16 protein-coding genes are annotated in these 18,505 nt (G+C 72.5%); 13 read left to right on the forward strand and 3 right to left on the reverse strand.

Annotation, left to right across the window (positions count from 1 at the left end):
• The first annotated feature begins 110 nt into the window (after window positions 1-110).
• From OG588_RS38705 to cyc2, 6 genes are all read left to right on the forward strand, one after another.
• Window positions 111-1,028: an ABC transporter substrate-binding protein gene (locus tag OG588_RS38705; RefSeq protein ID WP_405951281.1), complete on the forward strand. Its 918-nt coding sequence runs from the start codon at window positions 111-113 to the stop codon at window positions 1,026-1,028.
• The gene (locus OG588_RS38710) at window positions 1,025-2,041 is read left to right on the forward strand and encodes an ABC transporter permease (RefSeq protein ID WP_405951282.1); all 1,017 of its coding nucleotides are present in this window, start codon (window positions 1,025-1,027) and stop codon (window positions 2,039-2,041) included. Before OG588_RS38705 ends, OG588_RS38710 begins: the two co-directional genes overlap by 4 nt.
• 13 nt (window positions 2,042-2,054) lie before the next feature.
• Window positions 2,055-3,017: an ABC transporter permease gene (locus OG588_RS38715; protein ID WP_405951283.1), complete on the forward strand. Its 963-nt coding sequence runs from the start codon at window positions 2,055-2,057 to the stop codon at window positions 3,015-3,017.
• Window positions 3,014-4,621 carry a benzoylformate decarboxylase gene (mdlC, locus tag OG588_RS38720; RefSeq protein WP_405951284.1) on the forward strand — a complete coding sequence of 536 codons (1,608 nt, stop codon included), beginning with the start codon at window positions 3,014-3,016 and terminating at the stop codon, window positions 4,619-4,621. The genes OG588_RS38715 and mdlC overlap by 4 nt, the downstream gene beginning before the upstream one ends.
• 9 nt (window positions 4,622-4,630) lie before the next feature.
• Window positions 4,631-5,395: an ABC transporter ATP-binding protein gene (locus tag OG588_RS38725; RefSeq protein ID WP_405951285.1), complete on the forward strand. Its 765-nt coding sequence runs from the start codon at window positions 4,631-4,633 to the stop codon at window positions 5,393-5,395.
• Window positions 5,396-5,572: 177 nt separating this feature from the next.
• Window positions 5,573-7,726, forward strand: coding sequence for a germacradienol/geosmin synthase Cyc2 (cyc2, locus tag OG588_RS38730; RefSeq protein WP_405951286.1), 2,154 nt, complete (start codon window positions 5,573-5,575; stop codon window positions 7,724-7,726).
• 20 nt (window positions 7,727-7,746) lie between these two features.
• On the opposite strand, the gene OG588_RS38735 is transcribed toward cyc2, so the two are convergent.
• Entirely contained in the window at window positions 7,747-8,490 is a 744-nt protein-coding gene (locus OG588_RS38735) for a glutamine amidotransferase-related protein (RefSeq protein ID WP_405951287.1), read from the reverse strand.
• Between the two features lie 88 nt (window positions 8,491-8,578).
• Here OG588_RS38735 and OG588_RS38740 point away from each other — a divergent pair, with 88 nt between their 5' ends.
• The 4 genes from OG588_RS38740 to OG588_RS38755 all read left to right on the forward strand — a co-directional run bounded on the left by OG588_RS38740 (window position 8,579) and on the right by OG588_RS38755 (window position 12,439).
• Window positions 8,579-9,451 (forward strand): LysR family transcriptional regulator, encoded by an 873-nt coding sequence (locus OG588_RS38740; RefSeq protein ID WP_405951288.1) that lies wholly within the window; start codon window positions 8,579-8,581, stop codon window positions 9,449-9,451.
• A gap of 116 nt (window positions 9,452-9,567) precedes the next feature.
• Window positions 9,568-10,152 (forward strand): PDZ domain-containing protein, encoded by a 585-nt coding sequence (locus OG588_RS38745; protein ID WP_405951289.1) that lies wholly within the window; start codon window positions 9,568-9,570, stop codon window positions 10,150-10,152.
• A 175-nt stretch (window positions 10,153-10,327) separates the two neighbouring features.
• On the forward strand, window positions 10,328-11,455 hold the full coding sequence (locus OG588_RS38750; protein WP_405951290.1) for an aminopeptidase P family protein: 1,128 nt from the start codon (window positions 10,328-10,330) through the stop codon (window positions 11,453-11,455).
• Between the two features lie 45 nt (window positions 11,456-11,500).
• The gene (locus OG588_RS38755; protein ID WP_405951291.1) at window positions 11,501-12,439 is read left to right on the forward strand and encodes an aminoglycoside phosphotransferase family protein; all 939 of its coding nucleotides are present in this window, start codon (window positions 11,501-11,503) and stop codon (window positions 12,437-12,439) included.
• Between the two features lie 23 nt (window positions 12,440-12,462).
• Here the strand turns inward: OG588_RS38755 and treZ are convergent, their stop codons facing one another.
• The gene (gene treZ / locus OG588_RS38760; protein ID WP_405951292.1) at window positions 12,463-14,211 is read right to left on the reverse strand and encodes a malto-oligosyltrehalose trehalohydrolase; all 1,749 of its coding nucleotides are present in this window, start codon (window positions 14,209-14,211) and stop codon (window positions 12,463-12,465) included.
• 173 nt (window positions 14,212-14,384) lie between these two features.
• On the opposite strand from treZ, the gene OG588_RS38765 reads away from it, so the two are divergent.
• The 3 genes from OG588_RS38765 to OG588_RS38775 all read left to right on the forward strand — a co-directional run bounded on the left by OG588_RS38765 (window position 14,385) and on the right by OG588_RS38775 (window position 17,085).
• Window positions 14,385-14,936, forward strand: coding sequence for an FHA domain-containing protein (locus OG588_RS38765; RefSeq protein WP_405951293.1), 552 nt, complete (start codon window positions 14,385-14,387; stop codon window positions 14,934-14,936).
• 185 nt (window positions 14,937-15,121) lie between these two features.
• Window positions 15,122-16,603, forward strand: coding sequence for a M14 family zinc carboxypeptidase (locus OG588_RS38770; RefSeq protein WP_405951294.1), 1,482 nt, complete (start codon window positions 15,122-15,124; stop codon window positions 16,601-16,603).
• Window positions 16,600-17,085 carry an SSI family serine proteinase inhibitor gene (locus tag OG588_RS38775; protein ID WP_405951295.1) on the forward strand — a complete coding sequence of 162 codons (486 nt, stop codon included), beginning with the start codon at window positions 16,600-16,602 and terminating at the stop codon, window positions 17,083-17,085. The genes OG588_RS38770 and OG588_RS38775 overlap by 4 nt, the downstream gene beginning before the upstream one ends.
• 15 nt (window positions 17,086-17,100) lie before the next feature.
• On the opposite strand, the gene OG588_RS38780 is transcribed toward OG588_RS38775, so the two are convergent.
• On the reverse strand, window positions 17,101-18,393 hold the full coding sequence (locus tag OG588_RS38780; protein ID WP_405951296.1) for a M14 family zinc carboxypeptidase: 1,293 nt from the start codon (window positions 18,391-18,393) through the stop codon (window positions 17,101-17,103).
• Window positions 18,394-18,505 lie beyond the last annotated feature (112 nt).

The following is an 18,505-nucleotide window of genomic DNA, read 5'->3' on the forward strand; positions in this document are numbered from 1 at the left end:
TTGTCCGACCGGAGTGTGGTGGTCATGTCAAAACGCTGGTATTGCTTGCTCGCATGACGACTTCACGTCCATTACAAGTGGGAACAGGGAGGTTGGCGGCGGGCGCGACCGTGCTTGCGCTCGTGCTCGTCGCCTGCGGCGGCGGTGGGGACTCCGGCTCCTCCGGCGACGGGCGGCAGAAGGTCACCGTGGCCGCGTTGCCGCTCACGGACGCGGCGGCGCTCTACATCGCCCGGGACCGCGGACTGTTCGTGAAGGAGGGACTGGACGTCACCATCCAGCCCGTCCAGCAGAGCATCCAGGCCCTGCCCGCCCTGTCCAAGGGGCAGGTCGACGTGATCGCGAGCGCGAACTACGTCACCTTCCTCCAGGCCGACGAGAAGGGCACCCTCGACCTCCGCATCCTCGCCGAGGGCGTCCGCACGGCACCGCACATGATGGACGTCCTGGTCCCGAAGGACTCGCCCATCAAGACCGCCGCCGACCTCAAGGGCAGGACGGTCGCCGTCAACATCCTCAACAACATCCAGTCACTCACCCTCGACGCGATACTCGACCAGCAGGGCGCCGGACACCCCGTCTACCGGCAGATCGCCTTCCCGCAGATGGGCCCCGCCCTGGAGAAGGGCCAGGTCGACGCCGTCCACGCGGTCGAGCCCTTCGACAGCGCGATCCAGGGCGAGTTGAAGACGCGGGTACTGCTGGACGGCGGGTCGGCGCCCGTCCGGACCCTGCCGATCAGCGGCTACGTCACGACGAGCGACTTCGCCGAGAAACACGCCAAGACCGCGGCAGCGTTCAAGCGGGCGATCGAGGCGGCGTCGAAGATCGCGGCGCAGGACCCCTCGGTCGTACGCGCCGAACTCCCCAAGTACACCAAGGTGACCGAGAACCAGGCCAAGACCATCAACCTGCCCGCCTACCCGGCCACCACCGACGCCGCCCAACTGCGCCGGCTCACCGAACTCATGCGGAAACGCGGGCTGTTGAAGAAACCGATCGACCCGGCCACGCTCCTCGTCAAGTGAACCGCCGCCAGGAACTCACCCTGGGCGCCCTCGGCACACTGCTGGCCTTCGGCGCCTGCGAGGCGGTCGGCAGGGCAGGCATCGTACGACGGAGCTATCTGCCACCGGCGTCCGAAGTCCTGGCCCGGGCGGTCGAGTTGGCGGGCGACCGTGACTTCCTGGACCAAGTGGCGGTCACTCTGCGGGCGTGGGCCCTCGGGCTCGCCCTCGCCGCCGCCATCGCGATTCCCCTGGGTCTGTTGCTGGGCAGCGTGCCGGTGGTCGACGACGCGGTCCGCGCGGTGATCGAATTCCTGCGCCCGCTTCCGTCCGTCGCCCTGATCCCCCTCGTCTCCCTCCTCCTCGGCACCGGCACCGAGACCGAGGTCACGCTGATCACCTACGCCTCGATCTGGCCCATCCTCTTCAACACCGTCTACGGCCTGGGCGAGACCGACCCCCTCGCCAAGGACACCCTGCGCACCTTCGGCTTCGGCCGCCTGTCGATCCTCTGGCGCGTCGAACTCCCCGCCACGGCCCCCTTCATCGCCGCCGGCCTGCGCATCTCGGCCGCCACGGCCCTCGTCCTCGCGACGGCCACCGAACTCCTCTCCGGCTTCGGCCAGGGCCTCGGCATCTTCATCGCCCAGGCCCAACTGGCCACGGACGGCACGCGGGACGTGTTGGCGGGGGTGGTGTGGGCGGGGGCGCTGGGGCTGGTGATCAACGGGGTGCTGGTGTGGGGGGAGCGAAGGGCGTTTCCCTGGAGAGCGGGGGCCCGGGGAACGCCGGGGGCCGCACGCGGGACGTCGAGGCGGCGGCCTGGCGGGAGCGGTGCGCGACGCGACGGGCACGGCGGCGCACGGCGAGGCGGCTTTGGCGGGTCGGGGCCGACCGGGTCCGCTGCGGGGCGCCGGGGTGGGCCGGACCGCGCCGGGACGCACGGACCTGGTGCCGCACCGCCGGGCGGCGCCACCGGTCGTCCGGAGGAACGCGGCAGCGACGAGGCAGCCGACGGCGAGGCGCCGACGTGAGCGGGGCACGGACGTGAACGGGTCGCCGACCCACGAGTCGCGCCGCCCCGCGGACCATGGCGCGGCGGCCCGAACCGCTCACCTGGTCGGCGAGACGGCGGCCCGTACCGCACACCTCGCCCGCGGTGCTCTCCTGCGCCGGCTGGTCCTCGTACTCGCCCTGACCGCCTGGCAGTTGGGCGCCCGTGCGCACGGCAGTGTCTACTTCCCGACCCCCGCCCGCATCGCGCGCCATGCCTACGGCCTGTGGTTCTCGGGCCCCGTCGGACACGCGTTCCTCACCCGGGCGGCCGTCGACACCATCCTGCCCAGCCTCGGGCGGATGGCCGCGGGGTTCGTGCTCGCCGCGGTCGTGGGGGTCGGCCTCGGCATCCTGGTCGGGCGCTCGCCCCGGGCCTACGCCCTGTGCGACCCGGTGCTCCAGTTCGCGCGGGCCCTGCCGCCGCCCACGCTCGTGCCCGTGTTCGTCGTCGTGTTCGACTTCGGTACGCCGATGCAGCTAGCGTCGATCGTTTTCAGCGCCGTCTGGCCGGTGCTGATCAACACCGCGGAGGGCGCCCGCGACACCGACCCGCTCCGGCTCGATGTCGCCGCCGTACTGCGGCTGAACGCGGTCGAACGCCTGTGGTTCCTGCTGCTGCCGTCCGCGCTGCCCCGCATCTTCGCGGGCCTGCGGCTCAGCCTCTCGCTCTGCCTCATTCTCATGGTCTTCTCCGAGCTGCTGCCGGGCACCGCGAACGGCATCGGCTTCGCGCTCACCGACGCCCAGTCGCGCTCCGACCTGCTGACCGTATGGGCGGTGCTGGTCCTGCTCGGCGCCCTGGGGTACCTGCTCAACACCGGCCTGCTGGCGATCGAGAAGCGACTCACCGGCAGGAGAAGCCCCGAAGAAGGCCCCAAAGGAAGCCCCAAAGGAAGCCGCAAAAGCAGCGGCAAAGGAAGCCGTACAGAAAGCCGCAAGGGAAGGTCCATATGAAGGGCACCGTCCTGGACGCCGTCGTCCAGTTCCTCCGCGACACCGGGATGACCACGGTCTTCGGCAACCCGGGCTCCACCGAACTGCGTATGTTCCGCGACTGGCCCGAGGACTTCACCTACGTCCTCGGCCTCCAGGAGTCCACCGCCGTCGCCATGGCCGCGGGCCACGCGCTCGGCACCCGCCACGCCGCATTCGTCAGCCTGCACTCGGCCGGCGGCGTCGGCCACGCGCTCGGCGCCGTCTTCAACGCCCACCGCGACCGCGTCCCCCTGGTGATCCTGGCGGGCCAGCAGGCACGCTCGCTGCTCCAACTGCGTCCGTTCCTCGGCGCCGACCGGCCGGCCGAATTCCCGCGCCCCTACGTCAAGTTCGCCCACCAGCCCGAACGCGCCGCCGACGTGCCCGCCGTCCTCGCCGAGGCCCACCGCATCGCGATGACACCCCCGCGCGGACCGGTGTTCGTCTCCGTCCCCGAGGACGACTGGGACCAGCCCGCCGTCCCTGTCCTGCCGCGCACCGTGCACGCCGGCTTCACCGCCGCCCCGCACGCCCTGACCGCCCTCGCGGCCCGACTGGACGCCTGCGCCCGCCCCGCCCTGGTCGTCGGCCCCGGCGTCGACGACGAGGAAGCCCTCCCCGAGGTCCGCGCCCTGGCCGAACGCACCCGCGCGGGCGTCTGGATCAGCCCCCTCTCCGGCCGCTCCGGCTTCCCCGAGTCGCACGCCCTCTTCCAGGGTTTCCTGCCGCCGGTCGCCGGCCAACTGGCCGCGCGGCTACGGCCGTACGACGTCGTCGTCGCCCTCGGCGCGCCCGTGTTCACCTACCACTTCGACGACGGCGGACCGCTCCTGCACCCCGGCACCGAACTCCACCACCTGGACTGCGACCCCGCACAGGCGGCCTGGCTGCCGACCGGTACCAGCATCGTCACCACCCTCAAGCCCGCCCTCGCCCAACTCACCGCGCTGCTCGGGCAATCGGACCGCGAACCGCCCCCGCCCCGCCCGGCACCCGCACCGCCGGAACCCGGCTCGGGCCTCACCGCCGAACTGGTCCTCGACCACCTCCGCACCCGGCTGCCCCGCGACCGCGTCCTCGTCGAGGAAGCCCCCAGCCACCGGGACGCCCTCCACGCGCGCGTGCCCGTCGACACCTCCGGCGGCTTCCTCACCACGGGCAGCGGGGCCCTCGGCTGGGGCCTGCCCCTCGCGGTCGGCCGCGCGCTCGCCGACCGGCGCCGACTGGTCTGCGTGCTCGGGGACGGATCCGCGCTCTACTCGGTGCAGGCCCTGTGGACCGCGGCCCGACACCGGGCGCCGGTCACCTACGTCGTCCTCGACAACGGCGGCTACGCGGCCGTCCGCGCCCTGGGCCGCCGTATCGGCATCGCCCCGGTCCCCGGCACCGACATCGAGGGCGTCGACTTCGTCGCCCTGGCCCGGTCCTTCGGCTGCCCGGCGACCTACGTCGACGACCCCGCCGTACTCCCCGAAGTCCTCGGCCGCACCCTCCACTTGCCCGACGACGACGGCCCGCACCTGCTGCACCTCCGGGTCGCCGCGAGCCAGGGCGCGCTCTACACCGAACCCTGGGCCAGGTGACCGACCCCGATGCTCCGCCTCGACTCCCTGAGCCGGCACTACGGCGACCAGCCCGTCCTGCACGACCTCAGCCTCACCGTGCCGGACGGTCAACTCCTGTGCGTGGTGGGCCCGTCGGGCTGCGGCAAGTCCACCCTGCTGCGCACCGTCGCCGGACTGCTGCCCGCGCACGAGGGCACGATCACGATCGACGACACACCGGTCACCGGCGTACCCGACCGCCTCGCCGTGGTCTTCCAGGACTACGGCCGCTCGCTGCTGCCCTGGCTCACCGTCCGCGACAACGTGGCGCTGCCGCTGCGCCGCCAGGGTCTGCGCCGGGCCGAGCGGCGTGCCGAGGCGGACCGCATCCTGGACCGCGTCGGTCTGACCGGCGCCGCCCGCCGCCACCCCGGGCAGCTCTCCGGCGGCATGCAGCAACGCGTGGCCATCGCCCGCGCGTTGGTCTGCCGCCCCTCCCTGCTGCTGATGGACGAACCCTTCGGCTCCCTCGACGCCCAGACCCGCGAGGACCTGGAGGACCTCCTCCTGGAGGTGCACCGCACGGACCGCACGACGATCGTCTTCGTCACCCACGACATCGACGAAAGCGTTTACGTGGGCGACCGTGTCGTCGTCCTGACGCCCGGGCCCGGAGCGAAGGTGGCTCTGGATCTCCCGGTCGAACTCCCTTGCCCCCGCGACCAGATCGGCACCCGGGGACTGCCGGAGTTCGTGGCCCTGCGCACCCGAGTGGGCAGGGTGGTGCGCACGCCGGGCCGCGCCCAGGCCTAGGTCGTGTCCGCAAAGTCCCGTCGTCCGCCCGAAGGGCGGGCCCCCGCAGTCTGCGCGCGTAGAAGCGAGCGTCACAAGATGCGGGCGAAACTCATGGGTTCACTCCTGATTCACGCGATGGTGTGATCATGTCCCCTGCCCGGGATGGCCGTTGAGGGCCGCGGGTAGGGCCCGGCCATGACCCAGCCGTTCGAACTCCCGCACTTCTACATGCCGTATCCCGCGCGCCTCAACCCGCATCTGGACGAGGCCCGCGCCCACTCCTCCGTGTGGGCACGCGAGATGGGCATGCTGGAGGGCTCCGGGATCTGGGAGCAGGCCGACCTCGACGCGCACGACTACGGCCTGCTCTGCGCCTACACCCACCCCGACTGCGACGGGCCCGCGCTGTCGCTGATCACCGACTGGTACGTGTGGGTGTTCTTCTTCGACGACCACTTCCTGGAGACCTTCAAACGCAGCCAGGACCGCGCCGGCGGCAAGGCCTACCTGGACCGGCTGCCACTGTTCATGCCGCTCGACCTCTCAACTCCCGTACCGGAGCCGGAGAACCCGGTCGAGGCGGGGCTCGCCGACCTGTGGGCGCGCACGGTGCCCTCGATGTCCATCGACTGGCGCCGCCGCTTCGCCGTCTCCACCGAGCACCTGCTCAACGAGTCCCTGTGGGAGCTGTCCAACATCAACGAGGGGCGGGTCGCCAACCCCGTCGAGTACATCGAGATGCGCCGCAAGGTGGGCGGAGCGCCCTGGTCGGCGGGTCTCGTCGAGTACGCGACCGCCGAAGTGCCCGCGGCCGTCGCCGAGTCGAGGCCCCTGCGGGTGCTCATGGAGACCTTCTCCGACGGCGTCCACCTGCGCAACGACCTCTTCTCCTACCAGCGGGAGGTCGAGGACGAGGGCGAGTTGAGCAACGGCGTGCTCGTCCTGGAGACCTTCTTCGGCTGCACCACCCAGGAGGCCGCCGACACCGTCAACGACGTACTGACCTCGCGACTCCACCAGTTCGAGCACACCGCGTTCACCGAAGTGCCCGCCGTCGCCCTGGAGAAAGGTCTCACCCCGGACGAGGTCAGGGCCGTCGCCGCCTACGCCCAGGGCCTCCAGGACTGGCAGTCCGGCGGCCACGAATGGCACCTGCGCTCCAGCCGCTACATGAACGAAGGCGCCCTCGACAACTCGCCGTTGAACGGCCCGACCGGCATCGGCACCTCCGCCGCCGACATCGGCGCCCTGCTCGCCGCGGCCGGCGCCGAGCGGCTGCGCGCCTACACGCACGTGCCCTTCCAGAAGGTCGGCCCCTCCCAACTCCCCGACTTCTACATGCCGTTCGAGGTCGAACTGAGCCCGCACCTGGACGGCGCCCGCATTCGCCTCGTCGACTGGATGCACGCGGTGGGCATGTTGGAGGAGGGCGTCTGGGACGAGGAGAAACTCGCCGCCGCCGACCTCCCGCTCTGCTCCGCCGGCATCGACCCGGACGCCACCGAAGCGGCCCTCGACCTCAGCTCCCGCTGGCTCGCCTGGGGGACCTACGGCGACGACTACTACCCCCTCGTCTACGGCATCCGCGGCGACCTCGCTGCCGCCCGCGTCACCACGGCCCGCCTCTCGGACTGCATGCCCATCGAGGGACCGGCGGTCATCGTCCCGGTCAACGGCATGGAGCGTGGGCTCATCGACCTGTGGGCCCTCACGACCGCCGAGATGCCCCTGGGCGACCGGCGCACCCTGAAGACCGCGATCAACACGATGACCGAGAGCTGGGTCTGGGAGCTGTCCAACCAGATCCAGCACCGCGTCCCCGACCCGGTCGACTACCTGGAGATGCGCCGCGCCACCTTCGGCTCCGACCTCACCCTCAGCATGTGCCGCATGGGCCACGGCCCGAAGGTCCCGCCCGAGGTCTACCGCACCGGCCCCGTCCGCGCCCTGGAGAACGCGGCCATCGACTACGCCTGCCTCCTCAACGACGTCTTCTCCTACCAGAAGGAGATCGAGTACGAGGGCGAGGTCCACAACGCGATCCTCGTCGTGCAGAACTTCTTCGGCATCGACTACCCGACCGCACTCGGCGTCGTCCACGACCTGATGACCCAGCGCATGCGCCAGTTCGAACACGTCGCTGCGAACGAACTGCCCATCGTCTACGACGACTTCGACCTCTCGGACGAGGCGCGCGAGATCATGAAGGGCTATGTGACCGACCTCCAGCACTGGATGGCGGGCATCCTGAACTGGCACCGCGCGGTCGACCGCTACAAGTCCGCGTACCTGGCGAGGCGTTCACACGGCTTCGTGCCGGACCTGGTGCCGGCGTTGCCGTTCGGCTGAGCGGAAGAGCCCGCGACGGGTCAGGAGGGCTGGTGCTCCACCTGGCCCGCGTGGGCGACCGCGGCTCGCGCCAGCGCCCGGACCACCGGATGCGGGCGCGAGCCGTCGCCGGCCAGTTCCGGCTGGAAGAGGGTGCCCAGGAAGAAGGGGTGGCCGGGGAGTTCGGCGATCCGGACGTGGCCGTCCTCGTCGTGGCCGGAGAAGCGCAGGCCGTGCGCGCTCAGGGTGTCGAGGTGGCGGGTCGGGCCGTAGGAGCAGAAGTAGCGCTCGACCGTGCGCTCCGAGCCGATCGCGGACTCGGCGAGCGAGCCCGGTTCGATCGTGACGGCGGCCTCGTGGCCGACGAGGGAGCAGGCCAGCGGTTCGATCAGGAGGTCCTCGGCGGCGGGGTCGTTCTCGGCGTGCGCGACCCGGGTCAGGCCGCACACGTCACGGGCGTACTCGAGGAGCGCGTGCTGGAACCCGCCGCAGGTACCGAGGAACGGAATGCCCTCCACACGCGCGGTACGGATCGCGGACAGGACGCCGGCCTCGCTGCGGTAGGGACTGCCCGGCAGCACCCACACGGCGTCGAACCCGCGCACCGCGTCCGGCGCCTCGGCGTCCTCGGACGGGATCCAGTAGGCGTCGAGGACGAGCCGGTCGCGCTCGGCGAGGGCGTCGAGGATGAGCGGGAGGCGGGAGTGCGAGACGACGTTGGGGGAGCGGTCGCCGACCAGCGCGATACGGGCAGCGCGAGCGGTCTGATCTGCGGTGTTCGTCATGCCGTTCATCCTGGGCGCGACCCGGTGTTCACGTCCAACGATGATTCCTGCACGCTCGATAAGCAGAACTGATGGGATGCTGTCCTCCGTGGACCCGCATCTCCTGCGTACGTACGTCACCGTGGCCCGGCTCGCCTCCTTCTCGGAGGCCGCGCGAGAGCTGGGCTACACCCAGTCCGCGGTGTCCCAGCACATCGCCGCCCTGGAACAGGACCTCGGCGCCCCGCTGCTCAACCGCCGCCCCGTCACGCCCACTTCTGCGGGCGAGCGGCTCCTCGAACACGCTGGTCCGCTGCTGCTGCGCCTGGACGCGGCCCGCGCGGACGTCGTCCGGATGGCCGCCGCCCCCGAACGCGGGCTGACCCTCGCCGCCGCGCCGACCGCACTCGGGCCACGCGTCCTGGCCGCCCTCCCGCGCGCGGGAGTGACGCTGCGCGTGCTCACCCGGGACGAGGTGCCCGTCGCGGTCGCCACCGGCACCGCGGACCTGGGCCTGGTCGACGGGATCGCGGCCCCCAACGATCCGCTACGGCTGCCCGACGTGGCCCCGCTGACCACTCACGGCGTCGCCGAGGAACCCGTCTGCGTCCTGCTCCCCGACGACCACCCCCTGGCCGGACGCCAGGCGCTGCGCCTCGGTGATCTCGTCGCCGCCCGCTGGCTCGACGCCCCCGACGCGGGCGTCCCCCTCGCGCGACTCCGCGCGACGAACGGCGGCGGTGCCTTCCGCCCGGCCCTCCGCTACGACGGCACCGACATCCGCGTCCTCACGGCCCTCGCCGCCGCGGGCCACGGGCTGACCCTGCTGCCCCGCTCGTGGGCCACCGGAGTACCGGGCGCGGTGGCCGTCCCGCTCACCGAACCACGGGTCGTGCACCGTACGGAACTGGTGTACGGGGGAGCGCCGCGAGGGGCGGCGGCGCGGTTGGTGGGGCGGCTGGTGGAGCGGGACCGGGAGTGAGGCGTCACGCGCGTGCGACGCGCTCGGCTTCCCGCTCCTGACCCTCGGTCAGTCTCACTCGTTCGTGGCACGTCGCGCGCCGGTGCGCCGGGTAGAGCATCTGCCGGAGGCGATCCATGGAACAGACTGCGTTGCGTCCCAAGCCGATGCCCGGTCAGGAACCCGGCGGCGGCACCAAGCCCGGCCCCACCCGGCGCCCGCATGCCGCGCGGCGCCGCGGCCGACGGCTCATGACCCTGCTGTTCGGCCTGTTCGTCGGGACCGTCCTGGTCCTGTCGGGGGTCGGGCTCGGCACGGTGGGCGCCACGGTGATCGGCATGAGCAAACTCGCCGAGATGCAGCGCCAGGCGGCCGCGCAACCGGCGCCGACGGCCCGTCCCAGCGGTCGGCCCGCGTCCTCCGCGAGCCCGACGCCGTCGCCCTCGCCCACGTCCGCCGCCGCGACGCTCGGCGTGGAGGCCGTGGACGCCGAGAAGGCGGGTGCCCTGATCGTCGGTGTCCACATGCCCGGCCCCGGTTACACGGCCGGTCTGATCCGCGGTGACGTGCTGCTCACGTTCGGCGGCACCCGCGTCGACTCGGCGGCCGACCTCGCGCGCGCGGTCGCGCGTGCCCACCCCGGGGACGAGGTCACCGTCACGGTGCGCCACCACAGCGGCGGCTTCCAGCAGTTCACAGTGGTCCCCGGGTACGTCGTCTGACCCGGCGTCGCGCGTCACCCCGGAGGCGGCCCACGACGTGACGCCGATCGTCGGCCGGGACGGTCCCGGACGCGATGCCGGGACCGGGGAAGTCCCGCCGATCGGCTCGCGTGGCCCTCCGGGTGCGGGCAGGATGCTGACGGTAGCCCCGTTCCGTCCGTCCTCGGAGGCCTGAATGACCGGTAGCCCGCCCGCGCCCTTCACCGCCGCCGACTACAGGGCCCGCATGGAGCGCGCCGCGCGGGCCGCCGCCGACGCCGGTCTCGCGGGGCTCCTGGTGGCTCCGGGACCGGACCTGGTGTGGCTCACCGGCTACGCGCCCACCGCGATCACCGAACGGCTCACCGTGCTCGTCCTGGCCCCCGGCCGCTCCCCGGTCCTCGTCGTGCCCACCCTGGAGGCCCCCGACGCGGCCAAGGCACCCGGAGCCGACGCCCTCACCCTGCGCGACTGGACCGACGGCAAGGACCCCTACGCCGCCACCGCCGCCCTGCTCGACGCGACCGGCCGCTTCGGCATCAGCGACAACGCCTGGTCCATGCACCTGCTCGGACTCCAGAAGGCGCTGCCCGACACCACCTACGCCTCCCTCACCGACGCACTGCCGATGCTGCGCGCGGTGAAGGACGCGGCCGAACTGGACCTCATGGCGGCCGCCGGAGCGGCCGCTGACGCAACGTACGAGGAGATCCGGAAGGTTCCCTTCGCCGGCCGCCGCGAGTCCGACGTCGGCGCCGATCTCGCCGATCTGCTACGGCAGTTCGGGCACTCCCAGGTCGACTTCACGATCGTCGCCTCGGGCCCGAACGGAGCCAACCCGCACCACGAGGTCGGCGACCGCGTCATCCAGCAGGGCGACATGATCGTTCTCGACTTCGGCGGTCTCAAGGACGGCTACGGCTCCGACACCTCGCGCACGGTCCACGTCGGCGAACCCGGCGACGAGGAACAGCGCGTCCACGACCTCGTCCGCGAGGCCCAGGAGGCCGGTTTCCGCGCGGTGCGCCCCGGCGTCGCCTGCCAGGAGGTCGACCGCGCCGCCCGCGCGGTCATCGACGACGCCGGATACGGCCCCTACTTCATCCACCGCACCGGTCACGGCATCGGCGTCACCACGCACGAGCCGCCGTACATGATCGAGGGCGAGGAACAGCCCCTCGTGCCCGGGATGTGCTTCTCCGTGGAGCCCGGCATCTATCTGCCCGGCCGCTTCGGGGTACGCATCGAGGACATCGTCACGGTCACCCAGGACGGCGGGCGCCGGCTCAACAACACGGCCCGCGAGATGGCTCTCGTGGACTGACGGCGACCAGGAGCCCCCGACACCCCGAACGGCGACGGCGCGACCATGACCCAGGCACCGACACCCACCGCGGACACCGTCCGCCAGCTGGTCCGTTCCCTGCTCAAGGACGGTACGGCCGACGGTGCCGGACCCGAGATCAGGCCCGTCGCCGAGGACGGCGAGCACGCCACCTGGTGGGTCGGCTCCCGCCATGTGCTCCGCCTCGCCCCGAACCGCGCGGCCACCGTGTGCCAACGCCGCGAACTGCGCCTGCGCGAACTCGTACGGCCGTATCTCCCCGTCGCGGTTCCGACCGGCGTGGCGCACGGCGAGTGGGCGCCCGGGCTCACCTACACGTTCGACACCAAGGTCCCCGGCCGCTCCGGCGAGGACCAGGACGTCTCCGCCGTCGGTGAGGCCGATCTGGCGGGGCTGCTCACCGGGCTGCGCGAGGTGCCCGCCCGGCAGGCCGAGTCGCTCGGGATCCCGCGCACCGCACCGCGCTCCCTGGAGGCGCTGCGCCGCGCCGCCGAACAGGCCGCCGAACGGCTCGCCGCAGCCGACGAGTTCGACGCCGCGCGCCTGCTCCAGCTCACCCAGCCCGGCGCGATCCAGCTCGCCGCCCAGCCCGGCACCGCGGTCCTCGTCCACCACGACCTCAACGGCGAGCACCTCGTGGTGAGCAGCGACGGCCGGGTACGTGGCGTCCTGGGCTGGACCGACGCGACCCTCGGCGACCCCGCCGAGGACATCGCCGGGCTCGCCCTGGCCGTCGGTTCCCCCGCCGCCGTACGCGCCGCGACCCTCGCCGGTTACGGCGCCCGCCCCTGCCTGCGCGGCCTCTGGCTCGCCCGCTGCGACACCGTCGTCCGCCTCGCCGACCAGCTCAAGGATCGGGACACCGGGCCCGTCCCGCTCCTCAGGACCCAGCTACGGCGTGCCTGGGAGGCGATCCTGCTGGAACGGGTGACCGAACTGCGCGACGGCGAGGGGGAGTTGTAGCACGTAAACGCTCGCGCAAGCGTTTACGCCTGCGTCAGCACCACGCACGATTCCCCGGGCAGCCGCAGCAACCCGTCCGCCCCCGGCGCCTCCACCGGCTCCCACGCGGCCAGGATCTCCACCGGGCGCGTGCCCAGGGGGATCGCGGCCGGTTCCTTGCCGAGGTTCACGGCGACGCGTACGTCGCCGCGGCGCAGGGCGAGCCAACGGGCGTCCTCGTCGTAGGCCACCTTCGTGTCGGTGAGGTCGGGATCGGTGAGGTCGGGCTGTTCGTGGCGGAGGGCGATGAGTCGCCGGTACCAGGCCAGCACACGCGCGTGGGGCTCGTTCCGCGGCTCGGACCAGTCGAGGCAGGAGCGGTCGCGGGTCGCCGGGTCCTGCGGGTCGGGTACGTCCTCCTCGGCCCAGCCGTGCGCCGCGAACTCCCGCCGCCTGCCCCGCCGTACGGCATCCGCGAGGTCCGGGTCGGTGTGGTCGGTGAAGAACTGCCAGGGCGTGCCCGCCGCCCACTCCTCGCCCATGAACAGCATCGGAGTGAAGGGCCCGGTCAGGGTCAGCGCGGCGGCGCAGGCCAGCAGCCCGGGGGAGAGGGACGCCGAAAGGCGGTCCCCCTGGGCGCGGTTGCCGATCTGGTCGTGGGTCTGGCTGTAGCCGAGCAGCCGGTGCGCGGCCACGCGCGTGCGGTCCAGGCGGCGGCCGTGATGACGGTCCCGGAAGCTCGAATAGGTGCCGTCGTGGAAGTAGCCGTCGGTGAGCGTCTTGGCGATCGCCGTGAGCGGTGCCCGTGCGAAGTCCCCGTAGTAGCCCTGCGATTCACCGGTCAGCGCGGTGTGCAGGGCGTGGTGGAAGTCGTCGTTCCACTGCGCGTGCAGCCCGAGTCCGCCCTCCGCGCGGGAGGTCACCACACGCGGGTCGTTCAGATCGGACTCGGCGACCAGGAACAGTGGCCGGCTCGTCTCGGCGGCCAACGTGTCGACGGCGGCGGACAGTTCCTCCAGGAAGTGGCACGCGCGCGTGTCCTGCAACGCGTGCACCGCGTCAAGACGCAGCCCGTCGATCCGGTACTCGCGCAGCCACGCCAGCGCGCTGCCCAGGAGGAACGCGCGCACCTCGTCCGAGCCGGGTGCGTCCAGGTTGACGGCGCTGCCCCAAGGGGTCTGGTGCGTGTCCGTGAAGTAGGGGCCGAACGCGGGGAGGTAATTCCCGGACGGGCCAAGGTGGTTGTGCACCACGTCGAGCACGACGCCCAGGCCCAGTTCGTGGGCGCGGTCCACGAACCGCTTGAGTCCCTCGGGGCCGCCGTAGGGCTCGTGCACGGCCCACAGGGAGACGCCCTCGTAGCCCCAGCCGTGCCGGCCGGGGAACGGGCACAGGGGCATCAACTCGACGTGCGTGACGCCCAGTTCGACGAGATGGCCGAGCCGGTCGGCCGCCGCGTCCAGGGTGCCCTCGGGCGTGTACGTGCCGATGTGCAGCTCGTAGAGCACCGCGCCCGGCAGCGGGCGCCCCGGCCATCCGGCGGCACGCCACGCGTAGCGCTCGTGGTCGACGACCGCGCTCAGCCCGTCCGGGCCGTCCGGCTGCCGGCGCGAGCGCGGGTCGGGCAGCGGCGGGCCGTCGTCCACCGCGAACCCGTACCGCGTGCCGTCCTCCGCTTCCGCCTCGCCGCTCCACCACCCCACGCGCTCGGGATCGCGCTCCAACGCGCGCGTGGCGCCCTCGCAATGGAGCGTCACGCGGTCTGCCTCTGGTGCCCACACCTCGAACTGCACGGACGGTTCCCCTTCGTCTGCTCACCGGGATGTAGCCCGTCCATCGTGCTTCAAACGAGATCAATCCGCTTTTGAATCGACCCCTTTGGCGCAGGTGTCGTCATCTTCGCGCGCGTGCGGGCCGTTTCCGCGTCTTCTGGACACCCGGGGTTCACTGCCCGACAATCACGAACGTGACGTCGTCCTTCGAGTTCCACACGTTCCCCGCGCGGATCTCCGACGCGGAGCGCGACAAGGCGCTCAAGGTTCTCCATGACGGCGTCGCCATGGGGCGGTTGTCCCACGACACGTTCATCCGGCGCATGGAGCTGGCGCTCGCCGCCCGCCGGTCCGAGGACCTCGTGCCGCTCACCGCCGACCTGCCCACCGAAAGCCGCCTCTCCAGGCTGCTGTTCGGCACCGTGGAGTCCGTCTCCGGCTTCACCGTGCGACTCCGGAGGGCCTGGCAGGCCGAGCGGCTCCCCAAGCTGCTGCTGCCCCACCCGGGCAACGGACATCCGCTGCGCATCGGCCGCGACCCCGCCAACGGGCTGCGCCTGACGCACGAGACGGTGTCCCGGGTGCACGCCGAACTCAGCCGCCAGGGCGGCATGTGGGTGCTGCGCGACCTCGGTTCGACCAACGGCACGACGGTCAACGGCCGACGCGTGATCGGGGCGGCCGTCGTCCGCGAGGGCGACCAGATCGGCTTCGGCCGGATGACGTTCCGGCTCGCCGTCACCTGAGCCCGAACACAATCTCACCCACGGCCCGAACACAGCCCCACCTCACCTCTGGCCTGGGCATTACCCGATGTGGCGATCAGGGGAGCGGGTCAAATCCCTTTCCGTACGGCGGTGTTGACGTACCCCTCACGCCGTGACTGACTGTGCGTACACCATGCACATCAGGTGAACCGACGGCACCACATTTGTGGAGGTGTGCCCTGCCGCCACTCCTCCGCTACCCGTCCGTGGACGAGCTGGCCGCCCAGGCCGCCGCACTCGTCGCCCGCCGCCCCCAGGACGCCCGACTGCGCCGCGTCGGGACCTCCCGAGCCGGTACGCCCCTGTGGCTGCTCTCCGTGGGCCACGGCAGCCGTCAGGCCCTCGTGGTCGCCGGACCGCACGCCAACGAGCCCGTGGGCGGCGCGACGGTGCTGCGGCTGGCCGAACGGGTCCTGGCCGACCCTCGGTTGAGCGAGGGCGCCGACGCCACCTGGAACCTGCTGCTGTGCCTGGACCCCGACGGCTCGCGCCGCAACGAGGGCTGGCTGCCCGGCCCGTACAGCCTCGGCCGGTACTTCCGGAACTTCTTCCGGCCCGGCTTCCTGGAACAGCCCGAGTGGCTGCCGGACGGCGCGGCAGGTGCCCGACTCCCGGAGACGCGCGCCCTGTTGGAGGTCCAGGACGAACTCCGCCCGTTCCTCCAGTGCTCCCTGCACGGCGTCGACGTGGGCGGCGGCTTCGTGGAACTGACCCGCGACCTCCCGGGCCTCGCCCGCCGCGTCGCCCACGCCGCGGCCCGCCTCCGCATCCCTCGCGAACTCGGGCCCTACGACACCCTGTACTGGCCGAGACTCGGCCCCGCCGTCTACCGCATCCCGCCACCACGCCCCGGCGACCTCGCCGCGGCCATCACCGAGGCCGCCGTCGAGTCGACCTGGTACCACCCGCACCGCCACGGCACGGTCACCGCGGTCGTCGAGGCGCCGATGTGGGGCGTGACCGGCGTCGAGAACGCCGCGCCGCCCGCCGACGCCGACGCGTTCCTGCGCACCGTGAGCCACACCCTGCGCCACGACAGCCGCATCCTGGAACAACTCCTCGCGCGGATACGGCCGTTCGTACAAGGCGCCACGCAGGAGGGGACGGGCGTCGGGCTGCGGGACGCCTGGCCGCGGCCCGCCGCCGAGCCGGTCGGCGCGCCCGCGCGGGACACCGCCGACACGCGCCCGCGGACCCTTGTCGTGCCCGACGCGGCACGGCTGCTCGCCCCGGTCGACGACTATTTACTGGTGATCCCCGGGCTCGCCGACGCGTGGGATCCCGATGTCGACACCGGTGCCGCCCGCCCACTGCCACCGCTCAACACCGCCCACCTGGCCGCCCTGCGGATCGCGGGACGCCGGTTGGCGCTGCGGACGGCGGGGCTGCTGTACCAGCTCGTGATCGCCTCCGGGCACGATCCGGCCGGTGTGCTGCCGGAGTTGGACCGGCTGATCGACGAGTGGTGCGCCGACTACCGCGACGGCTGCGGGGCCCGCTGGATCTCGGTCGCGCGCCAGGTCGAGTACCAGTCGCGCGTGGTGCTCAGCGCGTTCGAACTGGCCCGGCGGCACGCGCCCGTGCGCTCCCGTTCGGGTGAGCCGGGCTGGGGTACGGAGCCCGCGGTGCCGATGCACCAGGAATGACGTACACCACCTTCAAGCCGAACACCCCGAAGAACCGCACCTCGAAAACCCGCACCCCGAAGACGCGCATCGTGAAAGCGGCCGCGCTTCACGGTGCCCTCCTCGCGGCGCTCGTGCTCCTCGCCGCCGGTCAGGCACCGGCCCAGGCGGCCGCGCCCCGACACGCCCTCCGGGGCGACTGGCTCTACCTCACCGTCACCCGGGGCGACAGCCGGTCCAGTGACACGCGTGGGACCCTGCTCCTGTGCGACCCGCCCCAGGGGCACGCCCACGCGGCCGAGGCCTGTGCCGAACTGGGCGCGGCGGGCGGTGACATCGACGCCGTCCCGCTCACGAGCGTGTTCTGCCCGATGATCTACGCCCCGGTGACTGCCCACGCGCGCGGGGAGTGGAAGGGCCGCCAGGTCGACTACACGAGGACCTTCTCGAACGGGTGCGTCCTGGCGGCACGGACAGGACAGGTCTTCGCGCTGGACACCTGAGGGACGCGGGCTCGGTCAGGCCGAGCGCTGGGCACGCGCGCGGGGGACGTCTCCGAAGCCGCCCGCCTGCCCGCGCGCGTACAGCGCCGCCGCCACGACCGTGCGGGACTGATGCTCGACCTGGTGCTCCAGGGGCACCCAGCGGGCCCGGAAGCGTTCCGCGAAGGCGTCGCTCCAGGAGGCCACGAGGTGTTCGAGCATGGGTGCCGTGCGGTCGTCCCTCTCCCGCAGGACCCGCAGCAGCATCGCCGCGGCCCGCAACGGCAGCCGGCGCCCGAACGCGTCCACGCTGCCGACGTACGCCATCGTCGTGTCGGCGGGCCGGGTGTGCATCCAGTCCGCGGCCAGGCCCGGCACCAGCTCCAGGGCCCACTTCGCGGCCCGCAGCAGCGGCCCGTCCACGCCCTGGAGGCGCGGCAGCGCGTCGGCGAGCACCCACTCCACCTCCCGGCCGTCGCGCAGCAGCCGGCGCGCCAGCCGCCGTATCGCCGCCGCCGGGGCGGGATGCGGTGCCGGGTCGTCCACCAGGTCGCTGGCCCACATCGGCACCTCCACGACAGCGGTCAGACCGCCGTAGCGGTGCGCGTGGTACCAGGTGCTGTGCCGGGCGTCGTCCGGCATGCTCGGGTACGCCAGGTCCGAACCGGGCGCCGGCATCACATGCACCCCGGGCCCCGAAGCGGGCCAGCCCGCCGCGTCCGAGGGGCCCGTCTCCACCGGGATGTGCAGCTCCGCCGCCGACTTGGCGAACGGCTCGGCCAGCCCCGGTACGTCCTTCGTCAACTGCACCCAGCTGCCGCCCAGATCGGTCCCGTGCAGGGTCACCTGGAGGTAGGGCCGCACCTCGTCGATCACCCGGATCAGGGCGCGCGTCTCGGGCGGCAACCGGTCGGGCGGCAGCACGGAGGGCGACCACTCCGGCTGCTCGGGCCCGGCCGGACGGTAGAACCCCAAGTGGTAGTCGAACAGACTGCGCGGCGCCGGCGTGACATGCAGACTCGCCCCGTCCGGGTCCGCGCAGAGCAGAAAGTGCCAGGCCGTGTCCGACCTCAACTCCCTGTCCCGTACGACCCGTTCGGCCAGGGCGAGGAGTGTGGAGCCGCCGGTCGGCTCGTTGGCATGGGCACCGGCGACCACCAGGACGGCGCGCTGGGCGTGCCCCACGGACAGCAGCTGAATCGGCCTGCCCGCGCGGGAGGCGCCCACCTGCCTCAGGGTGCACAGACCCGGCCGATGCGCGGCCAACGCCCTGACGGACGAGACCAGTTCGGTCACACTGGGGTATCGCAACTCCGGCAGGAGACTCACCCCCGACTAGTCAGCTCCGGCTTCGCAACCGCAGTACTTCACGGGCTTTGAGAAGTGTCAAGAAGACCGCGGGGGAGGCTACCGGGGGCGCCCAGGCGCATTTACCGGCAGC

This window comes from Streptomyces prunicolor (assembly GCF_045162825.1).
Lineage (GTDB): Bacteria > Actinomycetota > Actinomycetes > Streptomycetales > Streptomycetaceae > Streptomyces > Streptomyces prunicolor.